Source organism: Gaetbulibacter sp. M235 (assembly GCF_043876835.1).
In the GTDB taxonomy this organism is placed as follows: Bacteria; Bacteroidota; Bacteroidia; order Flavobacteriales; family Flavobacteriaceae; genus Yeosuana.
On sequence record NZ_JBAWJZ010000009.1, the window covers coordinates 51,310 to 72,337 of the forward strand.

Genomic DNA, 21,028 nt, shown 5'->3' on the forward strand with positions numbered 1-21,028 from the left:
AATCAATAAATTCACTTTTTACTAAAAAAACGTTGTTTATAAATACCTTTTAAATTACTAAAACAATGCTTTAATAACTATTTTAATTTTGTAAATTTGCCTGCGTTTATAAGCGCAACATGACAAAAACAACCAAATACATATTTGTAACCGGAGGCGTTACCTCATCTTTAGGAAAAGGAATTATAGCAGCTTCGCTTGCTAAGTTACTTCAGGCACAAGGTTATAGAGTTACTATCCAAAAATTAGATCCGTATATTAACGTAGATCCAGGAACTTTAAATCCATACGAACATGGCGAATGTTATGTTACTGAAGATGGAGCAGAAACCGACTTAGATTTAGGGCACTATGAACGTTTTTTAAATGTGCCTACAAGTCAGGCCAACAATGTAACTACAGGGCGAATTTACCAAAGCGTGATTGAAAAAGAACGTCGTGGTGAGTTTTTAGGAAAAACAGTTCAGGTAATTCCTCATATTACAGATGAAATTAAACGACGTATTCAAATTCTTGGGAATTCTGGCGATTATGATATTGTTATTACTGAAATTGGTGGAACTGTAGGTGATATAGAATCATTACCATACATTGAAGCCGTTAGACAGTTAAAATGGGATTTAGGTGAAAACAATGCTATTGTAATTCATTTAACCTTAGTGCCGTACTTGGCTGCTGCAGGAGAATTAAAAACAAAACCAACGCAACATAGTGTAAAAACATTGATGGAAAGTGGAGTACAAGCCGATATTTTGGTTTGTAGAACAGAATATGATTTGCCTTATGATTTACGCAGAAAGTTAGCATTATTCTGTAATGTTAGAGAAGAAGCAGTAATTCAATCTATAGACGCATCTACCATTTATGATGTGCCAAATTTGATGTTGCAGCAAGGGTTAGATAAAGTGGTTTTGAAAAAACTGGCTTTAGAAAGCTCTAAACTTGATATTACACATTGGAACACGTTTTTAAGCCGACTTAAAAACCCAAAAACTGTTGTTAATATTGGGTTAATTGGAAAGTATGTTGAGTTGCAGGATTCCTATAAATCTATCTTAGAATCTTTTATTCATGCAGGTGCAGAAAATGAAGTTAAAGTTAATATTGAATCTATTCATTCTGAATATTTAAATGAAGATAATATTAAGTTAAAACTATCTCATTTAGACGGTATTTTGGTGGCACCAGGTTTTGGTGAGCGTGGTATTGAAGGAAAAATAGTGGCTGTTAAATATGTGCGTGAAAATAATATGCCATTTTTTGGAATATGTTTAGGAATGCAAATGGCTGTGATTGAATTTGCTCGTAACGTTTTAAATTTGCCAGATGCAGATTCAACAGAAATGAATCCTAAAACCAAAAATCCGGTAATTGATCTTATGGAAGAACAAAAAACAATTACTGATAAAGGAGGAACCATGCGTTTAGGTGCTTGGAAATGTGATTTAAAGATGGGAAGTGCTGTTCGCAAAATTTATAAAGCGGAAAGTATTAAAGAACGCCACAGACATCGTTATGAATTTAACGGTATCTATAGAAAAGAAATTGAAGAAGCTGGTATGATTGCTACTGGTTTAAATCCAGATACCAATTTAGTAGAAATTATAGAAATACCTACACATCCGTTTTTTATTGGTGTGCAATATCACCCAGAATATAGCAGTACGGTTGCCAAGCCACATCCGCTATTTGTAGCGTTTGTAAAAGCAGCATTAAAATTTAAAAATAGTAAAAAAGGTGCCAGTGTGTCACAAAACTAAAATTGGTTGGTTTTTTGATTAATACCTATGTCCTCAAGTTTTAAGAGGAGAAATTTATAGCAAATGGAAGAAAAAAAATTAGATATTAATTCGATAATAGGTTTTGCCCTTATTTTCGGAATATTAATGTACATGCTTTGGCAAAATAAACCAACACCAGAGCAAGTTGCTGAACAGGAAAAAGCAAAACAAGAACAACAAACTGCTGAAGAAAAAGCAAAAGAACAAAAAGATGCTATTGTAACGACTGCTGAAGATTTTTCAGTTGAAACAGTTACAGATTCTACGAAGCTGGAGGCATTAAAATCAAAATTAGGAGCTTTTGCCTATTCATCAACATTACCATCAGCTTCAGCAACTGAAACACTTGTTGAAAACGATGTTTTAGCATTAAAGTTCAGTAATAAAGGTGGTTATCTTTCTGAAATCAAATTAAAGAACTTTGTAAATTTTGATTCCATTCCTGTTTACTTAATAAAGGGTAACAATTCTGCTTTTAATATCAATTTTGGTACTACAGACAGTCGCATATTAAATACTCAAGATTTATATTTTCAACCAACCATTACAAAAAATGGAGATAATACGGTTGTTTCTATGAAACTTAAAGTGTCTGAAAGCAAGTTTTTAGAATACAGATATGAGATTAAGAAAGATGATTATATGATTGGTTTTACCATCAGATCTCAAGGACTTGACAATATTATAAACTCTTCTCAACCTATCAACCTAGATTGGAAAATTAAAACCTATCGTCATGCTAAAAGTGTATCTTATGAAAACAGATATACGGAGTTGATTTATGAGTATGAAGGAGGTAAAGATAATTATCTTGGACAAAGTGGACTTTCTGAAGATACTGTTGATGATGTGACCTATGTAGCGTTTAAACAGCACTTTTTCACCTCAATTTTATTAGCGGATTCACCATTTAAAAATGCAGATTTAAAGTCTGAAAATTTAATTAAAGATGAGGAAATTGATACGGTTTTTACAAAATCTTTTGAGGCTAAATTACCTTTAGAATTGGCTTCTGGAGAAATTAATAAAAGCATGGATTGGTATTTTGGACCAACAGACTATAAAATATTAAACGCCTACGATAGAAATTTAGATGAAGTTGTGCCTTTAGGCTGGGGTATTTTTGGCTGGATTAACCGTTATGTATTTATTCCAACGTTTGGATTTTTAAGTTCATTCTTACCTTATGGTTTTGCAATCATTCTTATGACTATTTTGGTTAGAATTGTTATGTCTCCAGTTACCTATAAATCATATGTGTCTCAGGCAAAAATGAAAGTTTTAAAGCCAGAAATTGCTGAGATTAGCGAAAAGTACAAAGACAACGCCATGAAAAAGCAACAAGAAACTATGGCATTGTATAGTAAAGCAGGAGCAAGCCCAATGGCAGGATGTTTACCGGCTTTGGCACAATTACCGGTGTTTTATGCCTTATTTCAATTTTTCCCATCAGCGTTTGATTTACGTCAAAAAAGTTTCCTTTGGGCAGAAGATTTATCTTCATATGACACGATTGCTAAATTACCATTTCACATACCGTTTTATGGCGATCATGTAAGTTTGTTCCCAATATTGGCATCGGTTGCCATATTCTTTTATATGCAAATGACAACTGGACAACAAATGGCATCGCAACCTACACAAGAAGGTATGCCAGATATGAGTAAAATGATGAAATACATGATGTATTTTTCTCCTTTAATGATGCTGTTCTTCTTTAATAATTATGCTTCGGGATTGAGTCTATATTATTTTGTTTCGAACTTAATTACTATTGGTATTATGTTAGTAATCAAGAATTTTATTATTGATGAAGATAAAATTCATGCTAGAATACAGGAAAATAAAAAGAAGCCAAAAAAAGAAAATCGTTTCCAGAAGAAAATGAAAGAAATGATGGAACAGGCAGAAAAACAAAAGCAAAATCAAAAGCGTAAATAATTTGAAAGCTGCCTTTTGGCAGCTTTTTTGTTATATACAATTTCAGTAACAAGTTGTCGTTAATTAGAATATGAAAAAAGTATTTGTTTCAATATTTATTTTTGCAGTTGGATTTATTTCAGCTCAAACAATCAATCAATTAGATGCAGATGGAATGCGTCATGGTATTTGGAAAAAATATTATGAGAACACCACTATTTTAAGATATGAAGGAGAGTTTAATCATGGTAAAGAAATAGGGCTGTTTAAGTATTACAAAAATGTTGACCAAAAAGCATCACTTACTGCTACAAAGCAATTTAATGAAACTAATAATAAATCCTATGTTACCTTTTTTACATCAAAAGGTAAAGTTGTAAGTGAAGGCCAAATGGATGGAAAACTATATATAGGTGAGTGGAAATATTATCAAAAAAATTCAAATAAATTACTCACTTTAGAAAATTATGATGATGAAGGACTTTTAAATGGAGATAGGTCTGTTTATTATGAAAACGGGCAGATTGCTGAAAAACAATTTTATGTACATGGTCAATTAGAAGGTGATTCTGTTTGGTATTCAGAAAAAAACATTGTTTTAAAAGAATTTCAATATGTAAATGGTGTATTGCACGGTCTTTCAAAGTTTTACAATCCTAAAGGCGAATTAATTTTAGAAGGGAGTTATAAAAGAGGTAAAAAGGATGGAATTTGGAAAACCTATGAAAATGGTAAATTAATTGAGGAAAAAGATTTTACATATAAACCAAAGTATATAAAAAAAACATAAAAGCTATTTGTTTTAATAAAGAATTTTAAAAAGGTAGCATATAAGTGTTACCTTTTTTTATTTGTAAATTTGTCATATGAAAAGAGTAATTGTAGGACTTTCTGGAGGAGTAGATTCTAGTGTTGCAGCTTATTTGTTAAAGCAGCAAGGTTATGAAGTTATAGGCTTGTTTATGAAAAACTGGCATGATGATTCTGTAACTATATCTAATGAATGCCCATGGTTAGATGATAGTAATGATGCTATGCTAGTCGCCGATAAACTCGGAATCCCATTTCAAACCATTGATTTAAGTGAACAATACAAAGAACGTATTGTCGACTATATGTTTAAGGAATATGAAAATGGAAGAACACCAAATCCAGATGTACTTTGTAATAGAGAAATTAAGTTTGATGTGTTTATGAAAATAGCCATGGAACTTGGTGCTGATTATGTGGCTACTGGTCATTATTGCAGAAAAGGTGTTATAAATAAAGATGGAAAAGAAATTTATCAGTTACTAGCGGGTGTTGATCCAAACAAAGATCAATCTTATTTTTTATGTCAGTTATCACAAGAACAATTGGCAAAATCTTTATTTCCTATAGGAGAGTTAACAAAACCAGAAGTTAGAAAGATTGCCCAAGAATTAGATTTAGTGACGGCTGAAAAAAAAGATTCTCAAGGATTATGTTTCATAGGAAAGGTGAAACTACCAGATTTTTTGCAACAACAATTGAAACCAAAAGAAGGAAAAATTGTTGAAATTTCTAAAGACAATAATCTTTATAATTTAAATCAACCAAATTTCAGTAATGATAAAGATCGGTTAGAGTTTTTATCTCGAAAAGTTCAATACCATTTAGAAGATGGTAAAGTAGTGGGCAAACATCAAGGTGCGCATTATTTTACAAAAGGTCAACGAAAAGGGTTGGCTGTTGGCGGCAATGCAGAGCCACTATTTGTTATAGAAACTGATGTAGAAACCAACATAATTTATACAGGACAAGGGAAACAACATCCTGGGTTGTACAAAAATGCTTTATTTGTAAAAAATGAGGAACTACACTGGATTCGTGAAGATTTAGCTTTAGAAACTGATGGGGTTTTGCAAGTTATGGCAAGAATCCGTTATCGTCAACCTTTGCAAAAAGCTAAATTATATAAAGTGGATTCAGGATTGTATGTAGAGTTTGAAAACCCACAATCTGCCATAACAGAAGGTCAGTTTGTTGCATGGTATTTACAAGATGAATTAGTTGGTTCAGGAGTAATTTCATAAATTGCTTAAAATTATGCTGTTAAATTATGAAACAACACCTCCTTATATTCATATTAATAGTCTTACCTATAATTGGTTTTTCCCAAGAACAGGATGCTTGGGTTTATTTAACAGATAAAAATAATGTTTCAACTTCGTTAGCAAATCCCATAACCATTCTCACCCAAAAAGCTATTGACAGAAAAAATGCTCATGGCGTTGTTATTGATGAACGTGACGTGCCTGTTAATGAAAACTATATTTCTCAACTTAAAGTGCAATCAGGCATTTTAGTATTAGCAAAATCAAAATGGTTTAATGCTGTTCATGTTAGAGGAACTGAAACCGACATAAATGCCCTTTTAGGACTAAGTTTTGTTAGCTCCATTGATTTTGCCGATAAAAGTTTGAATGCATCAAAGAGTGCACAGCAAAAGAAAATTTCAAAATTTCAAGAAATTTTTACGGTGTTTAATTATGGCGAAGCGGCTAATCAAATTCAAATGTTTAATGGAGACCAACTTCATTTAGCCGATTATACCGGAACAGGAATCACAATAGCAGTTCTTGATGCTGCTTTTCCAAAAGTAAATAGTATGTCATCATTTCAACGTTTAAGAAATGCAGGTCATATTATGGGAACTTATGATTTTGTGAATAGAGATGATGATGTATATATAAACAGAATTGGTGATGCTACCAATCATGGTACATTAGTTTTAAGTACAATGGCAGGATATATTGAAAGTCAATATGTTGGAACCGCTCCAGATGCATCCTATTATTTGTTTATTACTGAAGATGGACTAAATGAAAATCCTGTTGAGGAAAGTTATTGGGTGGAAGCAGCAGAACGTGCAGATAGTTTAGGGGTGGATGTGATTAATTCGTCTTTAGGATATGGTAGCTTTTATGACAATACCAATTATAATTATTCAGCTTCTGATTTTGATGGATATACAACTTACATAACTAAAGGTGCAAATATTGCTTTCGAGAAAGGGTTGTTAATTGTTAATTCAGCAGGTAATGAAGGAAATGCAGGTGTTAACGCACCGGCAGATTCTGCCAGAGTGTTTTCTATTGGTGCTGTTGATTCTAATAGTGATTATGCTTCTTTCAGTTCTATGGGAAGTGCAATTCAGCCTACTCAAAAACCAGATGTAGTAGCACAAGGCGAAGCAAGCTTTGTAATAAATCAAAATGATGTTATAGGAACGGCTAACGGAACATCCTTTAGTTCTCCAATAATGGCAGGCGGAATTGCTTGCTTATGGCAAGCTTTGCCAAATAAAACAAATGCAGAAATTATGCAATTGGTAAGAGAATCAGCGTCACAATACAGTTCACCAGATTATTATTTGGGGTATGGTATTCCAGATTTGCAACTAGCCTTAGATAATGCCATAATTGCTGATGGAAACTCAAATGAGAGTAAAAATATAACCCTGTTTCCTAATCCAACAAAAGAATTGATTTATTTTAGACTTCCGTCCGATATAGGTGACGTAAAGGTCAGTATTTTTGATATTTTAGGTAAACGAGTTCTTGATCAATCAATTTCAGAGGTTTCTAATCAAATTGATATGTCAACATTTTCAAAAGGTATTTATATAGCAAAAATACAATCAAAGAGCATATCAAAAATAATAAAAATCATAAAGCAATAAATGGCCAATAGAATCGCTCAGTTGTTCAATATACAATATCCAATTGTTCAAGCAGGTATGGTTTGGAATAGTGGATGGAAATTGGCCTCGGCAGCTAGTAATTCAGGGATTTTAGGACTGATTGGTGCTGGATCCATGTATCCTGATGTATTGCGTAAACATATTCAAAAATGCAAAAAAGCAACTAACAAACCTTTTGGTGTTAATGTACCTATGTTGTATCCTAATATTCAGGAAATCATGGATATAATTGTTGAAGAAGGCGTTAAAATTGTATTTACATCTGCAGGAAATCCAAAAACATGGACTAGTTGGTTAAAAGAACGAGGTGTCACTGTTGTTCATGTAGTGAGTAGTGTAAAGTTTGCTTTAAAAGCTCAAGAAGCTGGTGTGGATGCTATTGTAGCTGAAGGTTTTGAAGCGGGAGGCCATAATGGAAGAGATGAGACCACAACTTTAACTTTAATTCCAATGGTTAAAGAGCAAATACAAATTCCTTTAATAGCCGCTGGTGGCATTGCGACAGGTCAAGCCATGTTGGCTGCCATGGTTTTAGGAGCTGATGGTGTACAAGTTGGAAGTCGTTTTGTTGCTAGTGTTGAGTCTTCGGCTCATGATTCATTTAAAAAGGTTGTAGTTGATGCCAAAGAAGGAGATACACAGCTAACTTTAAAGGAGGTAGCGCCAGTGAGATTGATTAAAAATAAATTTTATAATGATGTTCAGGAATTGTATAAAAAGGCTCCAACAGTTGAAGAGTTAAATGCACTTTTGGGGAGAGCTCGAGCAAAAAGGGGAATGTTCGAAGGAGATTTAATTGAAGGAGAGCTTGAAATAGGTCAAATTGCTGGATTGATACATGATATAAAACCTGTTGCCCAAATTGTTTCAGATATGATTGAAGAATTTAATATGGCTAAAAATCAGGTAAAAATATTATAGTTTTTGAGTTAGTAATTCCAAAACAGAAACTTGATATAACCTGCTTAATCCATTGTCATACTTATAAAATTCTTTTAATAATTCATCTAAGGTTTGAGGTTTATCAAAGCTTGTTTTTGAATTGTCTCTCTTGCTTGTAAAGTATAAAATATTTGATTTGGTATCAATAAAAGGGCAATAATCCATTTTATTTGAATTAATACTATCACCAAGGTTTTTTGATTGAGTCCAACCATCATCAGATTTATAACTAATGTACAAATCACCACTTCCAAAACCATCTTTTCTTCCATAACAAGTGTAAATCATAAAAGTTTCATCAGAAGATACATAAGCATTAAACTCAAAGCCATCAGAATTAATCGAATTATCTAGAGGTATCGGTGTTGTGTACTTGCCCTTATGATATTCACTTACATAAATATCGTCCTTTTTGTTAAGTTGAGGATTGTCCATTGTAAAATAAATATTTTTATTTTCTGTAAGTGAAGGGAAAAATTCATCATTTTTACTATTAACTGGGCTTCCCATATTAATTGGTTCAGACCAGGCATCCTTAATACTTTGTCTTTTTACATACCAAATATCAAAATCTTTAACTTCTTTTGAGTTTGAGTCCAATGGTCGGTTAGAAGCAAAATATAATGTTAATCCATCTGAAGAAAGAAAAGGTTCAATATCAAAATATTGCCCCGAAAAGCTGACAACTTTTGGTGAACTCCAAACAGCATCTTTTTTAGTAACCGTCATAATAGCAGAAGTGTTCCCCATAACACTTTGGGCAGAAAAGAAGACTTCATTTCCATTAGTTGATATGGCAGTATCCCTAACATTTGGGAATTGTTTAACTATACTTTCTAAAAAAGGGTTGATTGTTTGCTGTGAGTAAGTGAAATTATAGTAAATAAAAAATATTATGATCGCAGTTATTTTCATATTAAAAAGTTTATGCAATGTACTTATTGTTATTCTTTGAATTTTCAATGAAAATAATAATTTGTATGATAACAAAAAAAACGGGAAATACTATTTCCCATTTTTTAATATTGAAACCTATAGGCTGAAATTCTTTTAATCCCTATAAATCATAAAAGCTAAATGTTTCTATATATATTTTTGACGAAAGGTTTTTTGGAGACAATCAAAATTATTAAAAATAAACTCCTGTTTATTAATAAGTTATGATAATTTATTAACATAATTGAATTTGATTTTTAAGAATTCTTCAAAACGACATTCTAAAATTGGTTAAAACAACCTCTAAAGTTTATTTTTGCAGCATGCATTTAAAAAATTATACAAAAGAATTTAAATATAATTGGCAACTGGCCGCGCCTGTTATGTTGGGCATGCTCGGTCATTCATTTGTTAGTTTTGTTGATAATATAATGGTTGGACAACTGGGAACGGCAGAATTGGCAGCAGTTTCCCTAGGTAATAGTTTTATGTTCATAGCCATGTCATTAGGTATTGGATTTTCAACAGCTATTACACCTTTAACTGCAGAGGCAGATGCTGAGAAAAATTTCACAAATGGCAAATCGGCATTTAAACACGGATTGTTTTTATGCACTGTACTTGGAGTTTCATTGTTTTTGTTAGTATTTTTTGCAAAACCACTTATGCACTTAATGAAACAGCCAAAAGAAGTGGTAGCATTTGCTATACCTTATCTAGATTTAGTAGCATTTTCTTTGATCCCATTAATTGTTTTTCAAGCGTTTAAGCAATTTAGTGATGGTTTATCTATGACAAGATATCCCATGTATGCTACGCTTTTGGGTAACGTTGTTAATGTGTTTTTAAACTATATATTGATTTTTGGAAAATTCGGATTTCCTGAACTTGGTATTGTTGGTGCTGCTTATGGGACTTTGGCTTCAAGATTTGTTATGGTTTTACATATTTGGTGGTTGCTTAAAGGAAAAGAAAAATCTAAAGCTTTTGTTACCAACATTAAATTATTTGAATTGGATACTTCAATGATAAAAAAAATAATAAATCTTGGGGCTCCAAGTGCTATGCAAATGTTTTTTGAGGTTGCCATTTTTACCGCAGCTATTTGGTTAAGTGGTACTTTAGGCAAGAATCCTCAAGCAGCCAATCAAATTGCTCTAAATTTATCTTCTATGACTTTTATGGTTGCTATGGGATTGAGTGTTACCGCTATGATTAGAGTTGGAAACCAAAAAGGATTGCAAAACTTTTTTGAACTGCGCAGAATAGCTTTTTCAATTTTTCTATTTGGAATTATTCTCGCTTTAAGTTTTGCTGTTTTGTTTTTTAGTTTCAATAATTATTTACCTAAAATATATGTTGATTATAATGACGCTAAAAATTTAATCGACAATACTGAAGTTGTTAAAATAGCATCTACTTTGCTAATAGCGGCAGCCATTTTTCAAATCAGTGATAGTTTGCAAGTTATTGTTTTAGGTGCTTTAAGAGGACTTCAAGACGTAAAAATGCCTACACTTATTACATTTTTTTCTTATTGGATTATTGGATTTCCTATTAGTTGGTTCTTAGGAAAAGAAGAAGCCTATGGGAGTTTTGGAATTTGGTTAGGACTTTTGGCAGGATTAACAACCGCAGCAATTTTATTGTATATTAGGTTTAATTATCTAACCAAAAAGTTAATTTTGTCTAATAATTTAAATTTTTCTAACAATGCAACTTCCTAAATTTATATTGGGCGATAACACAGATTATCCTAATGCCATCTATGTTATACATACAGAATTTCCAAGATTTATTATAAATCTTGAAGATGATGAAGTTGAATGGTTTGAAGACTTTGATGAAGAAGATGAAAAGGAATTAGCAGCAGAAACAGAAAATATGATAAAGCTTGCAACCGAATTTTATGATAGAGAAATTTCTTTATACGAAGAATAATGATTGATCGGTTAATAGAATACGATAAAACCCTATTCATATTTCTTAATAATCTAGGCTCGCCAACTTGGGATAATTTTTGGCTAATTATTACGGATACATATACTTTTATTCCTCTCTATGCCTTACTATTGTTTCTTCTCTATAAGAAATTTGGGTTAAAATCACTTTTAATTTTTGTGATTATTATTGCTTTAATGATAACATTTACAGATCAGGTGACTAATATCTTTAAGAGAACTTTTGAAAGACCAAGGCCTTGTGGTGAGGAAAGTTTAATGGGACAAATACGGTTTATAGCTGTTCGTTGTGGTAAATATGGATTTTTCTCAGGACATTCTGCAAATTCTATGGCTGCAGCAGTTTTTGCAGGTTTAACATTAAGGTCATATTATAAGAATCTGATTTTTATGTTGCTTTTTTGGAGTGCTGTGGTTGCCTATAGCCGAATTTATGTTGGAGTTCACTATCCAATAGATATTATTTGTGGATTATCTTTTGGAGCTTTATCGGGTTTTGCTTTTTACAAGATTGCCAAGTATCTTTTAAAGCGCTATATTTCTGTTTAGAGAATGCATTTAAAAGGTTAGCGTTACGCCAATCGTTTTATATTGATTAGTAAAAATGAAGTTAAAATCAGTCTTAAATTTCGCTTCTTTAATTTCGTTGGTTATGTCTGTCTTTTTAGTTTTTAAAATTCTTCTATTTGCTGCATTTTTGCCTATAACATAGCCAATTAATATTGCTATAGGGTAATCTGAAACCCAATGAACTTTACTGCTAACCATTTCAAAACCAATAATTCCCATTAATGTGTAACCTATAGGTTTAATCCATTTAATTTCTGGGTAATTTGTTGAAATCACTGTGATGGTAGCCATAAAAGTTGCTATATGACCAGATGGCATGGCGTCATAATTTGGTGTGTTGCTTTGGAAAGCGTTAAAGCTTGGAAACGGGGTCCAATGACCACCAGAATTACCACTTAATATAGCTTCCGAAGGGCTTTGTCGTCCGGTAATACGTTTTATGGTTTGAGTTACCAGACCAACAGATAACAATACTTCAACGAGTTCATTTGAAGTAGTTAATGCTCTGTAATCATTATTTATTTTACCAATGGCATAAAAAGTACCACTTAATAGAACTGTTGTTCCACCATTAGCAATATAATAAACTGCAGAATTGATGTCATTTGGTATAATTCTTAAAACCCCAAAAACTTTATTGTATGAATGATCTTTGTCCCAATCGATTCTATGACCTAAATCTATGGCACCATTAGTTAATTGCTGATCAAATGGAATAAGAGCTATTGTAGAACCAAATGCCAGACTTGTCCATTTTAAATTATCTTTTTGAATGGTAAAATTCGCAAATTGGGCTATATCTTTTGGAATGTGTTTGTAAATCTCATTAAATGTTGGTTTTTTATAACTATAACTAACAGAATCAGAAATACTAATGGTTTGAATAGTATTTGTATTTTGCTTCTGGGCAATACTATTTATGGATAATAAACCTAAAAAAATTGAACTTATGACGTTTAAAATTTTCATTATAATTTAAAACTTATAGTTTATGCCAATTATGAAACCATTAAAATCATTATTAAATGATACTTCCAGTTGTGTTTTTTGATAAGGTTTAGTAAAGAAGTATGTGCTTCCTATACCTATGATAGCTCCAGCTAGAATATCATATCCATCATGCCTGTGATCAACCCCATGAATTCTTGAATAAGCCACAAAGCTTGCAACTAAATAAGCTGGAATTCCATAAACCCAGCCATAGCGTCGTTGTAAAAATGAAGCTCCTTGAAAAGCATTAGAAGTGTGACCAGAAGGAAAGGCTAATCCATCGGTACGCCCTATGGGTCTATTTTTATCAATTGTGAATTTTAAAGCATAGGTTAATCCAAAACTTAAAGCAAATGACTTTAAAAATTGTATACTTCCTTGTTTGTCTTCTAAAATAATTAAGGTACAAATTGATGCAGCTGTTGGTGCAAATTGCAAAACATCACCAATGTCTTGAACTACTTTTTCTCTTTTGTCTACTGCATTATAAGTGTCTTGCCCAAAAAGGATTATTGGGAAAATCATAAAAAGAATATAGACAAAAGGTCTCATTTTGAATTACTAATTGCATTAGTAATTAATATCCTTAAGTTAAGGAAAAATTCTCACTTAACAGATATGATTTTCATTTAAAATTATAATGGGCAGGGTAGATTAACAGATAATATTTAGTCTTTTTTCTGATATGGATATATTTATCTCATTTGATTCAATTAAACGATACTCACCATCAATTTGCATCTTAAAATGATCAAAATCCTTTCGCGAAAGTATTAAGTTTTTTGTTTGAAAACTTTCTACTTCTTTTATTAGATGATGCCTTTTAAAAATCATTAAAAAACTAAATAAAAGAATTTTAAAAGCATTTAATCTAGAGACAATAATAACATCAAGTAATCCATCTTCTAATGAAGCTTTTGGTGTTAAACTAACTTTATAACCCAATTCATTTGAATTCGAAATAAAAATCATAAATGGTTTTACTTTAAAGCTTTCGTTGTTAATTATTACATCAACTTTACGTGTATCATTCATGAACTTAAATGATTTAAATACAGCTTTTACATAACTAAACAGTTTTCTGTTATTAGATTCTTCGTAATGTTTTATAACATAAGCATCAAAACCAACACCAGTATTGCTAAAAAAATAACGATCGTTTAAAAGGCCTACATCAATTTTTTTGACTTCGTTTTTTTTAATAATTTCAATAGACCTTTTAATGTTTTTAGGTATTTTAAGGTTGGATGCTAAACCGTTTCCAGACCCTAAGGGAATAATACCTAATAGAATTGGTGTGCCTATAATACATGAGGCTACTTCATTAACTGTGCCGTCACCACCACAGGCAACAATAATATTTGCATTTTCTTTTATGGACTCTTGCGTTAATTGTGTTGTGTGGTTTTTATGTACCGAAAATTTAACAGCTATTACATAGCTACTTTTATCAAAAAACCGCTGAAGGAACTCTTGATTGATTTTATGGTTGCCAGAACCGGCAATTGGGTTTATAATAAAATGTATATGTTTCAATAGGTTTATTTTATTTTGAGTCCTTCGTTTCTATATAAATAATCTGCTACTTGATAATATGAAATGGTTTCATTTAAAAAAGTGGTATCAAGTGGTATTTCTTTTAAACTATTATCTGTTTTATTCCATTTGTAAAAATCATATCCACTTTGCTCATTCAAAACCATAAGGCTATTTCCTTTTAATAAACCTAGCTTTCTGTAATTTCCTATAAAAGCTCGTTCATCTGTCAAATTCATTTTTAAAATATCCTTGCCAAATAAATTACTTGTGTAATCCCAATTTAATAGACTAAAAATTGTCGGAAATAAATCAATTTGAGAACATAATTTATTAACTTTTTGAGGTGTTGTGTTTTTGGCGTTAAAAATGATTGCTGGGATATGATAATTTTGAACATCTAATTCCCAACGGCCGGCACTACTGGCACAATGGTCGGACATGATAACAAAAATAGTGTTTTCAAACCATGGTTTGGATTTGGCTTTTTTTATGAAATCTCCAATAGCATAATCGGTGTATTTTACTGCGCCATTTCTGCCTGATCCAGATGGGATGTCAATTCTTCCTTCAGGATACGTGTATGGTCTATGGTTTGAAGTCGTCATAATAAAATCAAAAAAAGGAGTGCCTTCTTCAAAAGTTTTATCAGCTTCTTTAATTACTTTATTATAAATATCTTCATCACAAACTCCCCAAGCATTTTCTAAAGTTACTTCATCGTCTTCAATGTTGGTGCGTTTGGTTTTGATACCACTATCCAGCAAAAAACCACGACCTCTGTCAATTATATTGAAACCATTTCCACCAAAATAGTTATTCATGTTGTCAAAATATCCGTCACCACCATAAAAAAAGTTTCTTTCATACCCTTTTTCCTTAAAAATTTCACCTATTGTAAATAGGTCATGATTGTTTTTTCTTTTTACAATACTTCTCCCTGGTGTAGGAGGAATAGATAAAGTTATGGCTTCCATACCTCTTACCGTTCTAGTTCCTGTGGCAAAAAGATTGCTAAAAAATAAGCCGTTGTTGGCTAAAGAGTCTAAATGAGGTGTGATATTTAAATTGCTTCCCAAAGAGTTTAAAAATTTACCGCTTAAGCTTTCTATGCAGATAAATATAATGTTTGGTGTTTGAGGCTTGTTTAAGGAATCTGAATTTATTTCAGTTCTTAGTATTTCGTTCTTGTCAGGATTTACAAAACTTTCGTTATTCAACTTATAGTCACTTTTTACAATTGCAAAGGCTTTTTGTTCATCAATAGTTTTGTAAAATTTCACATAAGGCAACTCGTTATTCCTAAAGGCAGCAAAAAATGAGTAAATACCTGTTTTAGAAAGTTCGTTGTTGTATCTGTTATCAAATTGTTCTGAATCTTTGTTTTGAATGAATAAAGAGAAAATAGATACAATTATTCCTATGGTTAATGTTGGGATTAATTTATTTCCAAATTTTGATTTACTTTGAAATGTTTCTTTGAAAGCACCTCTTTTTTTTGTTATAAAAAAGAGTACTAAAAAAGCTAAAAGTATTATGCTTAAAAGTAAAGGAATAGGGTAAGATTCATTAATATTTTTAACTACCTCGTTGGTGTATATTAAGTAATCTACTGCAATAAAGTTAAAACGACGTTTAAATTCTTCCCAAAAAGTTATTTCTGCAAAAAAAGAAAATATAAAAATGATTAAGCCTAATGAGTAGCCAAAGTAGGTTACTGTTTTATCTAAAATACTACCAGCAAACTTGGTTGGTAAAAATAATAAGTAAAGAGCATAAGGTAGAGCAAAGAATGATACAGTACCAATGTCGAATAAAAAACCAATTAAGAATGTAAATATTAAATTAAAGATTGAAGTGTCGGTTTCTGAAAAACTCCAAATAAATAATACTAGTCTAACAAAAAAGGATAGGATAAGAAAAAATAATACAAATGTTTTAAGTAAAGAAAACCTACTTGGGAATAATTTGTTAAACATGGTTTAGTTTGTTTAGTTACGCTTTGTTTTTTGCAAATGTAAGCTGAAAACTTAAATTAAAATAAGGTGATTTCTTAATATTGTCTTAAGCGTACTTTTTATGTTTTTGATTAACCAAAAAATAATCTAGCATTCATTTCATTGATAAGAGTAATTCAGCGGCAACAAAAGGTGTTGTTTTATTGGTATTGATTAAGTCTAATTGTTTTTGAAGTTCTTTTTTAATACTTAGTTTATTAAAAAATTCTGTTTTTAATTGATTTTCAATAGTTTGTATTAGCCAATATTTATTTTGTTCATTTCGTTTTTGATAGAAATAATTATTTTCTTGTGTAATTTTAATATACTCTTCAATAATTTTCCATATTGTATCAATTCCTTCATTTTTTAAGGCGCTACAAATGGTTGTTTTTGGTAACCAATTTGATGCTTTTTCAGGATATAAATGAAGTGTTCTATGATATTCAATCATAGTCATTTTAGCACGTTTTAAATTATCCCCATCCGCTTTATTAATAGCAATAGCATCAGCCATTTCGATAATACCACGTTTAATGCCTTGTAATTCGTCGCCGGCACCGGTTAATTGAAGCAGTAAAAAGAAATCCACCATGCTGTGGACAATTGTTTCACTTTGCCCAACACCTACAGTTTCTATAATAATGATGTCAAATCCTGCTGCTTCACATAAAATAATGCTCTCTCTTGTTTTGCGTGCAACACCTCCTAACGAATCTCCTGAAGCAGAAGGCCTAATGAATGCATTTGGATTTTTCACCAAATTTTCCATTCTTGTCTTGTCACCTAAAATACTCCCTTTTGATAAAGAACTACTTGGGTCTATTGCTAACACAGCAACCTTTTTACCTAAAGAGATTAAATAGTTTCCAAAAGTTTCAATAAATGTACTTTTACCAACACCTGGAACACCTGTAATTCCTATTCTAATAGATTTATTTGCATGTGGCAAACATTTTTTTAATAAGCTGTTGGCTAGATTTATGTGCTCCGTATTTTTACTTTCAACTAGAGTAATGCCTCTGCTTAACGCTGTAATGTTTCTGTTTAGAATATCACTAACTAAATCATCAATTTTTAGCTTGGCTTTACGCTTATTTTTAATGGCTTTAATAGAATCTTCATTGGTTATATCTTGCTGAGACACTCCTTTTTTTTCTTGAATAGACGAAGATGTTTTTTTTGTTTTAGACAAATTCTATTAAAATTACAATTATCATTCAGGATTATTGGTAGTATCTAAGGGTACTGCAATTTTGGTTTGATCCCACGCCATAGTTAATTCTAAACTACCGGTAGTATTATCAAAACCTATTGTAAACTGTTCAACTACAGAATTTAGCTTTTCAACTGGCACATCAATTTCAAGCAAATCATAATTAGGATCCCACATAGGTTTCATCTCAGCATCAACACCCCAAGGATATTTTTTTGTATTAAGCATTACTTGCCAAACGCTATCTTTAGGAACTGTCCAAATAGTATATTCTCCAGCAGGAATGGTAAATCCTTTAATATATAACGGCTGATTGGTTGAAAAAGTAGTAGCTTCATTGGCACCAGTTCGCCATACTTTATTAAAAGGTACTAAAGCTCCAAAAATGTCTCGGCCTTTTTTATAAGGTCTGTTGTAAGTAACTTTAAGTTTTAAATCATTGAATTTAAATTCAACCGTGTCCTTAGGACTCAATCGAGTTGCAAAAATGTTTTCAACAAAATAGGAATATAAAAAAAGACCTAAAGCAACAATTGATAAAATAATTAGGAGGCGTTTCAAAAACTTATTCATAAGCAATTTGATATTTATTTATAAAGGTAAATTAAAATGGTTTATATGAAAAATACTTAACGTAGATTTATTAAATTTTGTATTATTTTAAAAAAATAAATTAAATTTTGCAACACTCTTTTTTTTTCATCGTCTTTTAAAACGAACTAACTAAAACCAAAAGTAGACCTAGTATGTTTCAAGTTGACATTATTGAGCAATGTAAACAAAACAACCGAAAAGCACAATTGCAGTTATACAACCAGTACTGCGACGGGATGTATATTGTTGCTAAAAGGTTTTTGAAAGATGCTCAGGATGCTGAAGATGTGGTGCAAGAAGCTTTTATTAAAGCTTTTACAAAATTGCATCAATACAAAGCAGAGGTTACTTTTGGGTCTTGGTTAAAACGTATTGTCATTAATAAAAGTATTGATTTCTTAAAATCTAAAAAGCAACATTTGGTTGATTTAGAAGAGGTGCACCTTAAAGTTATTGATGCTGATGATGAAGACAAATGGTTGGTAGATGATGCAATTACAATACAAGATGTAAAAAAAGCTATTGAAGAGTTGCCCGAAAAATATCAATATGTATTGATGTTATATTTAATTGAAGGGTATGATCATCAAGAAATAGCAGAGATTTTAAACATTTCAGAAATAGCATCCAGAACGCAATTATCAAGAGGAAAAATTAAATTACAAGAACTGTTAACCCTTAAAAAAGATGGCACAAGATATTAGAGAGTTGTTTAAAAACGAACAAAAAGTAACTCAAGAGAAGATGCCTGAAAATCATCAAGAAAGGTTTCTTGAAAAGTTAAACGACGCAATGCCAGTTAAAAGGAAAACTAATTTTAGTTGGTTGCAAATTGCAGCGAGTTTAATTGTTTTATTAGGCTTAAGTTTTGGTGCGTTTAAATATTTTCAACCTTCAATTCCTGTTGCACCAACAAATAATGTTGTAGAAACAAAAACGGTGGAAACCAAAACATTAGGAGATGTGTCTCCTGGTCTTAAAAAGGTTGAAGATTATTATTTGGCAAGTATCAATTTAGAATTGTCTAAAATGAAATACACTCCAGAAACAAAGGATGTGTTTGATGGATACCTTGAGCAAATAAATGTTTTAAACAAGGAATACGAGAATCTATCTGTTGAATTAACCGAAAACGGACCAAGTGAATTAACAGTTAATGCCTTAATTGATAATTTAAAATATCGATTAAATCTTTTATATCGATTAAGAGAACAGTTAAATGAATTAAACGCTTCAAACACAAAAACTGAAGGAGCGTCACAATCAATCTAAAAATCAAAAAATGAAACGGTTAATAATATTAAAATTAAGATTATTCACACTTGCTGTATGTATTGCAGGAAGTATTACGGCACAACAAAAACTAACTAAAGTATCACAAACCATTAAAGTTGATAAAGATGTGACCATTGATTTAAATACTAGCTATTGTAATATAGTATTTGATACTTGGAATAAAGATTCAGTTGAAATTGAAGCTTATATTGAAGGCGAAGAACTTTCAAAAGAAGAACTCCAAGAAGCTTTAAAAGACTGGCAAGTAAGTGTTAATGGAACAAATAGTCTGGTTACTATTTCAACAAAAGGTAGTTCTCCATTTGTTTGGGGATATAAAACTGAAGATTTTGATACTGATGCAGTTAATGCAGTTTTGCAGGAATTAAAGTTTGAATTGGCTGATTTACCGGAAATGCCAGAAATACCAAGGATGCCAGAAATGCCAAATATACCAAACATGCCTGAATTGCCAGAGTTACCAGAAGGCATTAGTAAAATGAATTTTGACTATGATGCTTACAAAAAGGATGGAGATGCATACATGGAACAATGGTCTAAAAATTTTGATAAGAATTTTGGTAAAGATTATGAAAAAAAGATGGAAGCTTGGGGAGAGAAATTTGGAAAAGAATGGAGTGAAAAATACGGAAAGGAAATGGAAGCTTGGGGAGAGAAATTTGGCAAGGAATGGGAAGCTAAATATGGAAAACAGATGGAAGAGTGGGGAGAACGTTTTGCTAAACAAATGGAAGAAAGAGCCAAACGAATTGAAGAGCAAAACGCTAGAGTAGAAGAGCGTGTTGCAGAAAGAGAAAAAATGGTTGCAGAAAGAGAGAAACAAGCAGCAGAGCGTGCTAAATTTGCTGATGAAAGACGTGTTAAAATTGAAAAAATGATGAATAATAATAGTTCTAAAGTTAAAAAAACTATTAAGATTAAAATGCCAAAAGACACAAAATTGAAAGTGAATGTAAGATATGGTGAATTAAAATTCGCATCAAATATTGATAATTTAAAAGCAGATTTATCACACACAAAACTTATGGCAAACAGCATTAATGGAAGTAAAACTTCCATTAATGCTTCCTATTCTCCAATTTTTGTAACCAATTGGAATTTAGGAACTCTTAATTTAAATTATGTAAAAAATGCTGAAATTGATAATGTAAAAAGTTTAATGCTAACGTCAAACGCATCAAACATTACTATTAAAAACTTAGTTAATAATGCTATAATAAATGGTACTATAGGTAATCTTAAAGTCTTAAAAATAGATGATGTTTTCACAAACTTAAACATAACATTAGAGAATAGTGATGCTCTTATTGTGCTTCCTAAAGTGGAATATAACATGCAATACAAAGGAAATAAGTCACATCTTGTTCACCCTAAAAAGAGTAATAAAGAAAATGTTTCAAGTTTTTCTACAGGTAATTTAAGTAGCCCAAAATCTATAGTTATAAATGCAAAATATAGCAATGTAACTATGCAATAGTAATTATATTTACTTAGTTTATACTTCCCTTTTTCAATAGTCTTCCATTCTTCATAGGAACATTTTAATATTACTAGACTAAAGTCTC

At 31.3% G+C, this 21,028-nt stretch carries 19 protein-coding genes; 12 read left to right on the top strand and 7 right to left on the bottom strand.

Annotation, left to right across the window (positions count from 1 at the left end; translation table 11 throughout):
• Positions 1 to 119 precede the first annotated feature (119 nt).
• The 6 genes from V8G69_RS13840 to V8G69_RS13865 all read left to right on the top strand — a co-directional run bounded on the left by V8G69_RS13840 (position 120) and on the right by V8G69_RS13865 (position 8,346).
• A complete protein-coding gene (locus V8G69_RS13840; RefSeq protein WP_394882642.1) occupies positions 120 to 1,760 on the top strand; it encodes a CTP synthase in 1,641 nt (546 codons plus the stop codon).
• 63 nt (positions 1,761 to 1,823) lie between these two features.
• Positions 1,824 to 3,722, top strand: a complete 1,899-nt coding sequence (yidC, locus tag V8G69_RS13845; protein ID WP_394882643.1) for a membrane protein insertase YidC — start codon at positions 1,824 to 1,826, stop codon at positions 3,720 to 3,722.
• Positions 3,723 to 3,792: 70 nt separating this feature from the next.
• A complete protein-coding gene (locus tag V8G69_RS13850) occupies positions 3,793 to 4,491 on the top strand; it encodes a toxin-antitoxin system YwqK family antitoxin (RefSeq protein WP_394882644.1) in 699 nt (232 codons plus the stop codon).
• A gap of 76 nt (positions 4,492 to 4,567) precedes the next feature.
• Entirely contained in the window at positions 4,568 to 5,755 is a 1,188-nt protein-coding gene (mnmA, locus tag V8G69_RS13855; protein WP_394882645.1) for a tRNA 2-thiouridine(34) synthase MnmA, read from the top strand.
• A 26-nt stretch (positions 5,756 to 5,781) separates the two neighbouring features.
• Positions 5,782 to 7,404, top strand: coding sequence for a S8 family serine peptidase (locus V8G69_RS13860; protein ID WP_394882646.1), 1,623 nt, complete (start codon positions 5,782 to 5,784; stop codon positions 7,402 to 7,404).
• Entirely contained in the window at positions 7,405 to 8,346 is a 942-nt protein-coding gene (locus V8G69_RS13865; RefSeq protein ID WP_394882648.1) for an NAD(P)H-dependent flavin oxidoreductase, read from the top strand.
• Here V8G69_RS13865 and V8G69_RS13870 read toward each other — a convergent pair.
• Entirely contained in the window at positions 8,341 to 9,282 is a 942-nt protein-coding gene (locus V8G69_RS13870; RefSeq protein ID WP_394882649.1) for a hypothetical protein, read from the bottom strand. The genes V8G69_RS13865 and V8G69_RS13870 overlap by 6 nt on opposite strands.
• Positions 9,283 to 9,626: 344 nt before the next feature.
• Here V8G69_RS13870 and V8G69_RS13875 point away from each other — a divergent pair, with 344 nt between their 5' ends.
• Genes V8G69_RS13875 through V8G69_RS13885 form a run of 3 tightly spaced genes read left to right on the top strand, consistent with a single transcriptional unit; the run spans position 9,627 to position 11,813 of the window.
• On the top strand, positions 9,627 to 11,030 hold the full coding sequence (locus V8G69_RS13875; RefSeq protein WP_394882650.1) for an MATE family efflux transporter: 1,404 nt from the start codon (positions 9,627 to 9,629) through the stop codon (positions 11,028 to 11,030).
• Entirely contained in the window at positions 11,017 to 11,244 is a 228-nt protein-coding gene (locus V8G69_RS13880; protein WP_394882651.1) for a hypothetical protein, read from the top strand. The genes V8G69_RS13875 and V8G69_RS13880 overlap by 14 nt, the downstream gene beginning before the upstream one ends.
• Positions 11,244 to 11,813 (top strand): phosphatase PAP2 family protein, encoded by a 570-nt coding sequence (locus V8G69_RS13885; RefSeq protein WP_394882652.1) that lies wholly within the window; start codon positions 11,244 to 11,246, stop codon positions 11,811 to 11,813. Before V8G69_RS13880 ends, V8G69_RS13885 begins: the two co-directional genes overlap by 1 nt.
• 9 nt (positions 11,814 to 11,822) lie before the next feature.
• Here the strand turns inward: V8G69_RS13885 and V8G69_RS13890 are convergent, their stop codons facing one another.
• The 6 genes from V8G69_RS13890 to V8G69_RS13915 form a co-directional block, all read right to left on the bottom strand.
• Complete coding sequence (locus V8G69_RS13890; RefSeq protein ID WP_394882653.1) at positions 11,823 to 12,803, bottom strand: phosphatase PAP2 family protein; 981 nt, start codon at positions 12,801 to 12,803, stop codon at positions 11,823 to 11,825.
• A gap of 6 nt (positions 12,804 to 12,809) precedes the next feature.
• The gene (locus V8G69_RS13895) at positions 12,810 to 13,349 is read right to left on the bottom strand and encodes a phosphatase PAP2 family protein (RefSeq protein ID WP_394882654.1); all 540 of its coding nucleotides are present in this window, start codon (positions 13,347 to 13,349) and stop codon (positions 12,810 to 12,812) included.
• 129 nt (positions 13,350 to 13,478) lie between these two features.
• Positions 13,479 to 14,360, bottom strand: coding sequence for a diacylglycerol/lipid kinase family protein (locus V8G69_RS13900; protein ID WP_394882655.1), 882 nt, complete (start codon positions 14,358 to 14,360; stop codon positions 13,479 to 13,481).
• Between the two features lie 5 nt (positions 14,361 to 14,365).
• Entirely contained in the window at positions 14,366 to 16,339 is a 1,974-nt protein-coding gene (locus tag V8G69_RS13905) for an LTA synthase family protein (RefSeq protein WP_394882657.1), read from the bottom strand.
• 133 nt (positions 16,340 to 16,472) lie between these two features.
• Positions 16,473 to 17,552, bottom strand: a complete 1,080-nt coding sequence (meaB, locus tag V8G69_RS13910) for a methylmalonyl Co-A mutase-associated GTPase MeaB (protein WP_394882658.1) — start codon at positions 17,550 to 17,552, stop codon at positions 16,473 to 16,475.
• 21 nt (positions 17,553 to 17,573) lie between these two features.
• Entirely contained in the window at positions 17,574 to 18,146 is a 573-nt protein-coding gene (locus tag V8G69_RS13915; RefSeq protein WP_394882659.1) for a DUF2911 domain-containing protein, read from the bottom strand.
• A gap of 173 nt (positions 18,147 to 18,319) precedes the next feature.
• Here V8G69_RS13915 and V8G69_RS13920 point away from each other — a divergent pair, with 173 nt between their 5' ends.
• Genes V8G69_RS13920 through V8G69_RS13930 form a run of 3 tightly spaced genes read left to right on the top strand, consistent with a single transcriptional unit; the run spans position 18,320 to position 20,940 of the window.
• The gene (locus tag V8G69_RS13920; RefSeq protein WP_394882660.1) at positions 18,320 to 18,871 is read left to right on the top strand and encodes an RNA polymerase sigma factor; all 552 of its coding nucleotides are present in this window, start codon (positions 18,320 to 18,322) and stop codon (positions 18,869 to 18,871) included.
• A complete protein-coding gene (locus tag V8G69_RS13925; RefSeq protein WP_394882662.1) occupies positions 18,855 to 19,439 on the top strand; it encodes a hypothetical protein in 585 nt (194 codons plus the stop codon). The genes V8G69_RS13920 and V8G69_RS13925 overlap by 17 nt, the downstream gene beginning before the upstream one ends.
• A gap of 10 nt (positions 19,440 to 19,449) precedes the next feature.
• Complete coding sequence (locus V8G69_RS13930) at positions 19,450 to 20,940, top strand: hypothetical protein (protein ID WP_394882663.1); 1,491 nt, start codon at positions 19,450 to 19,452, stop codon at positions 20,938 to 20,940.
• The last annotated feature ends 88 nt before the right edge of the window (positions 20,941 to 21,028 follow it).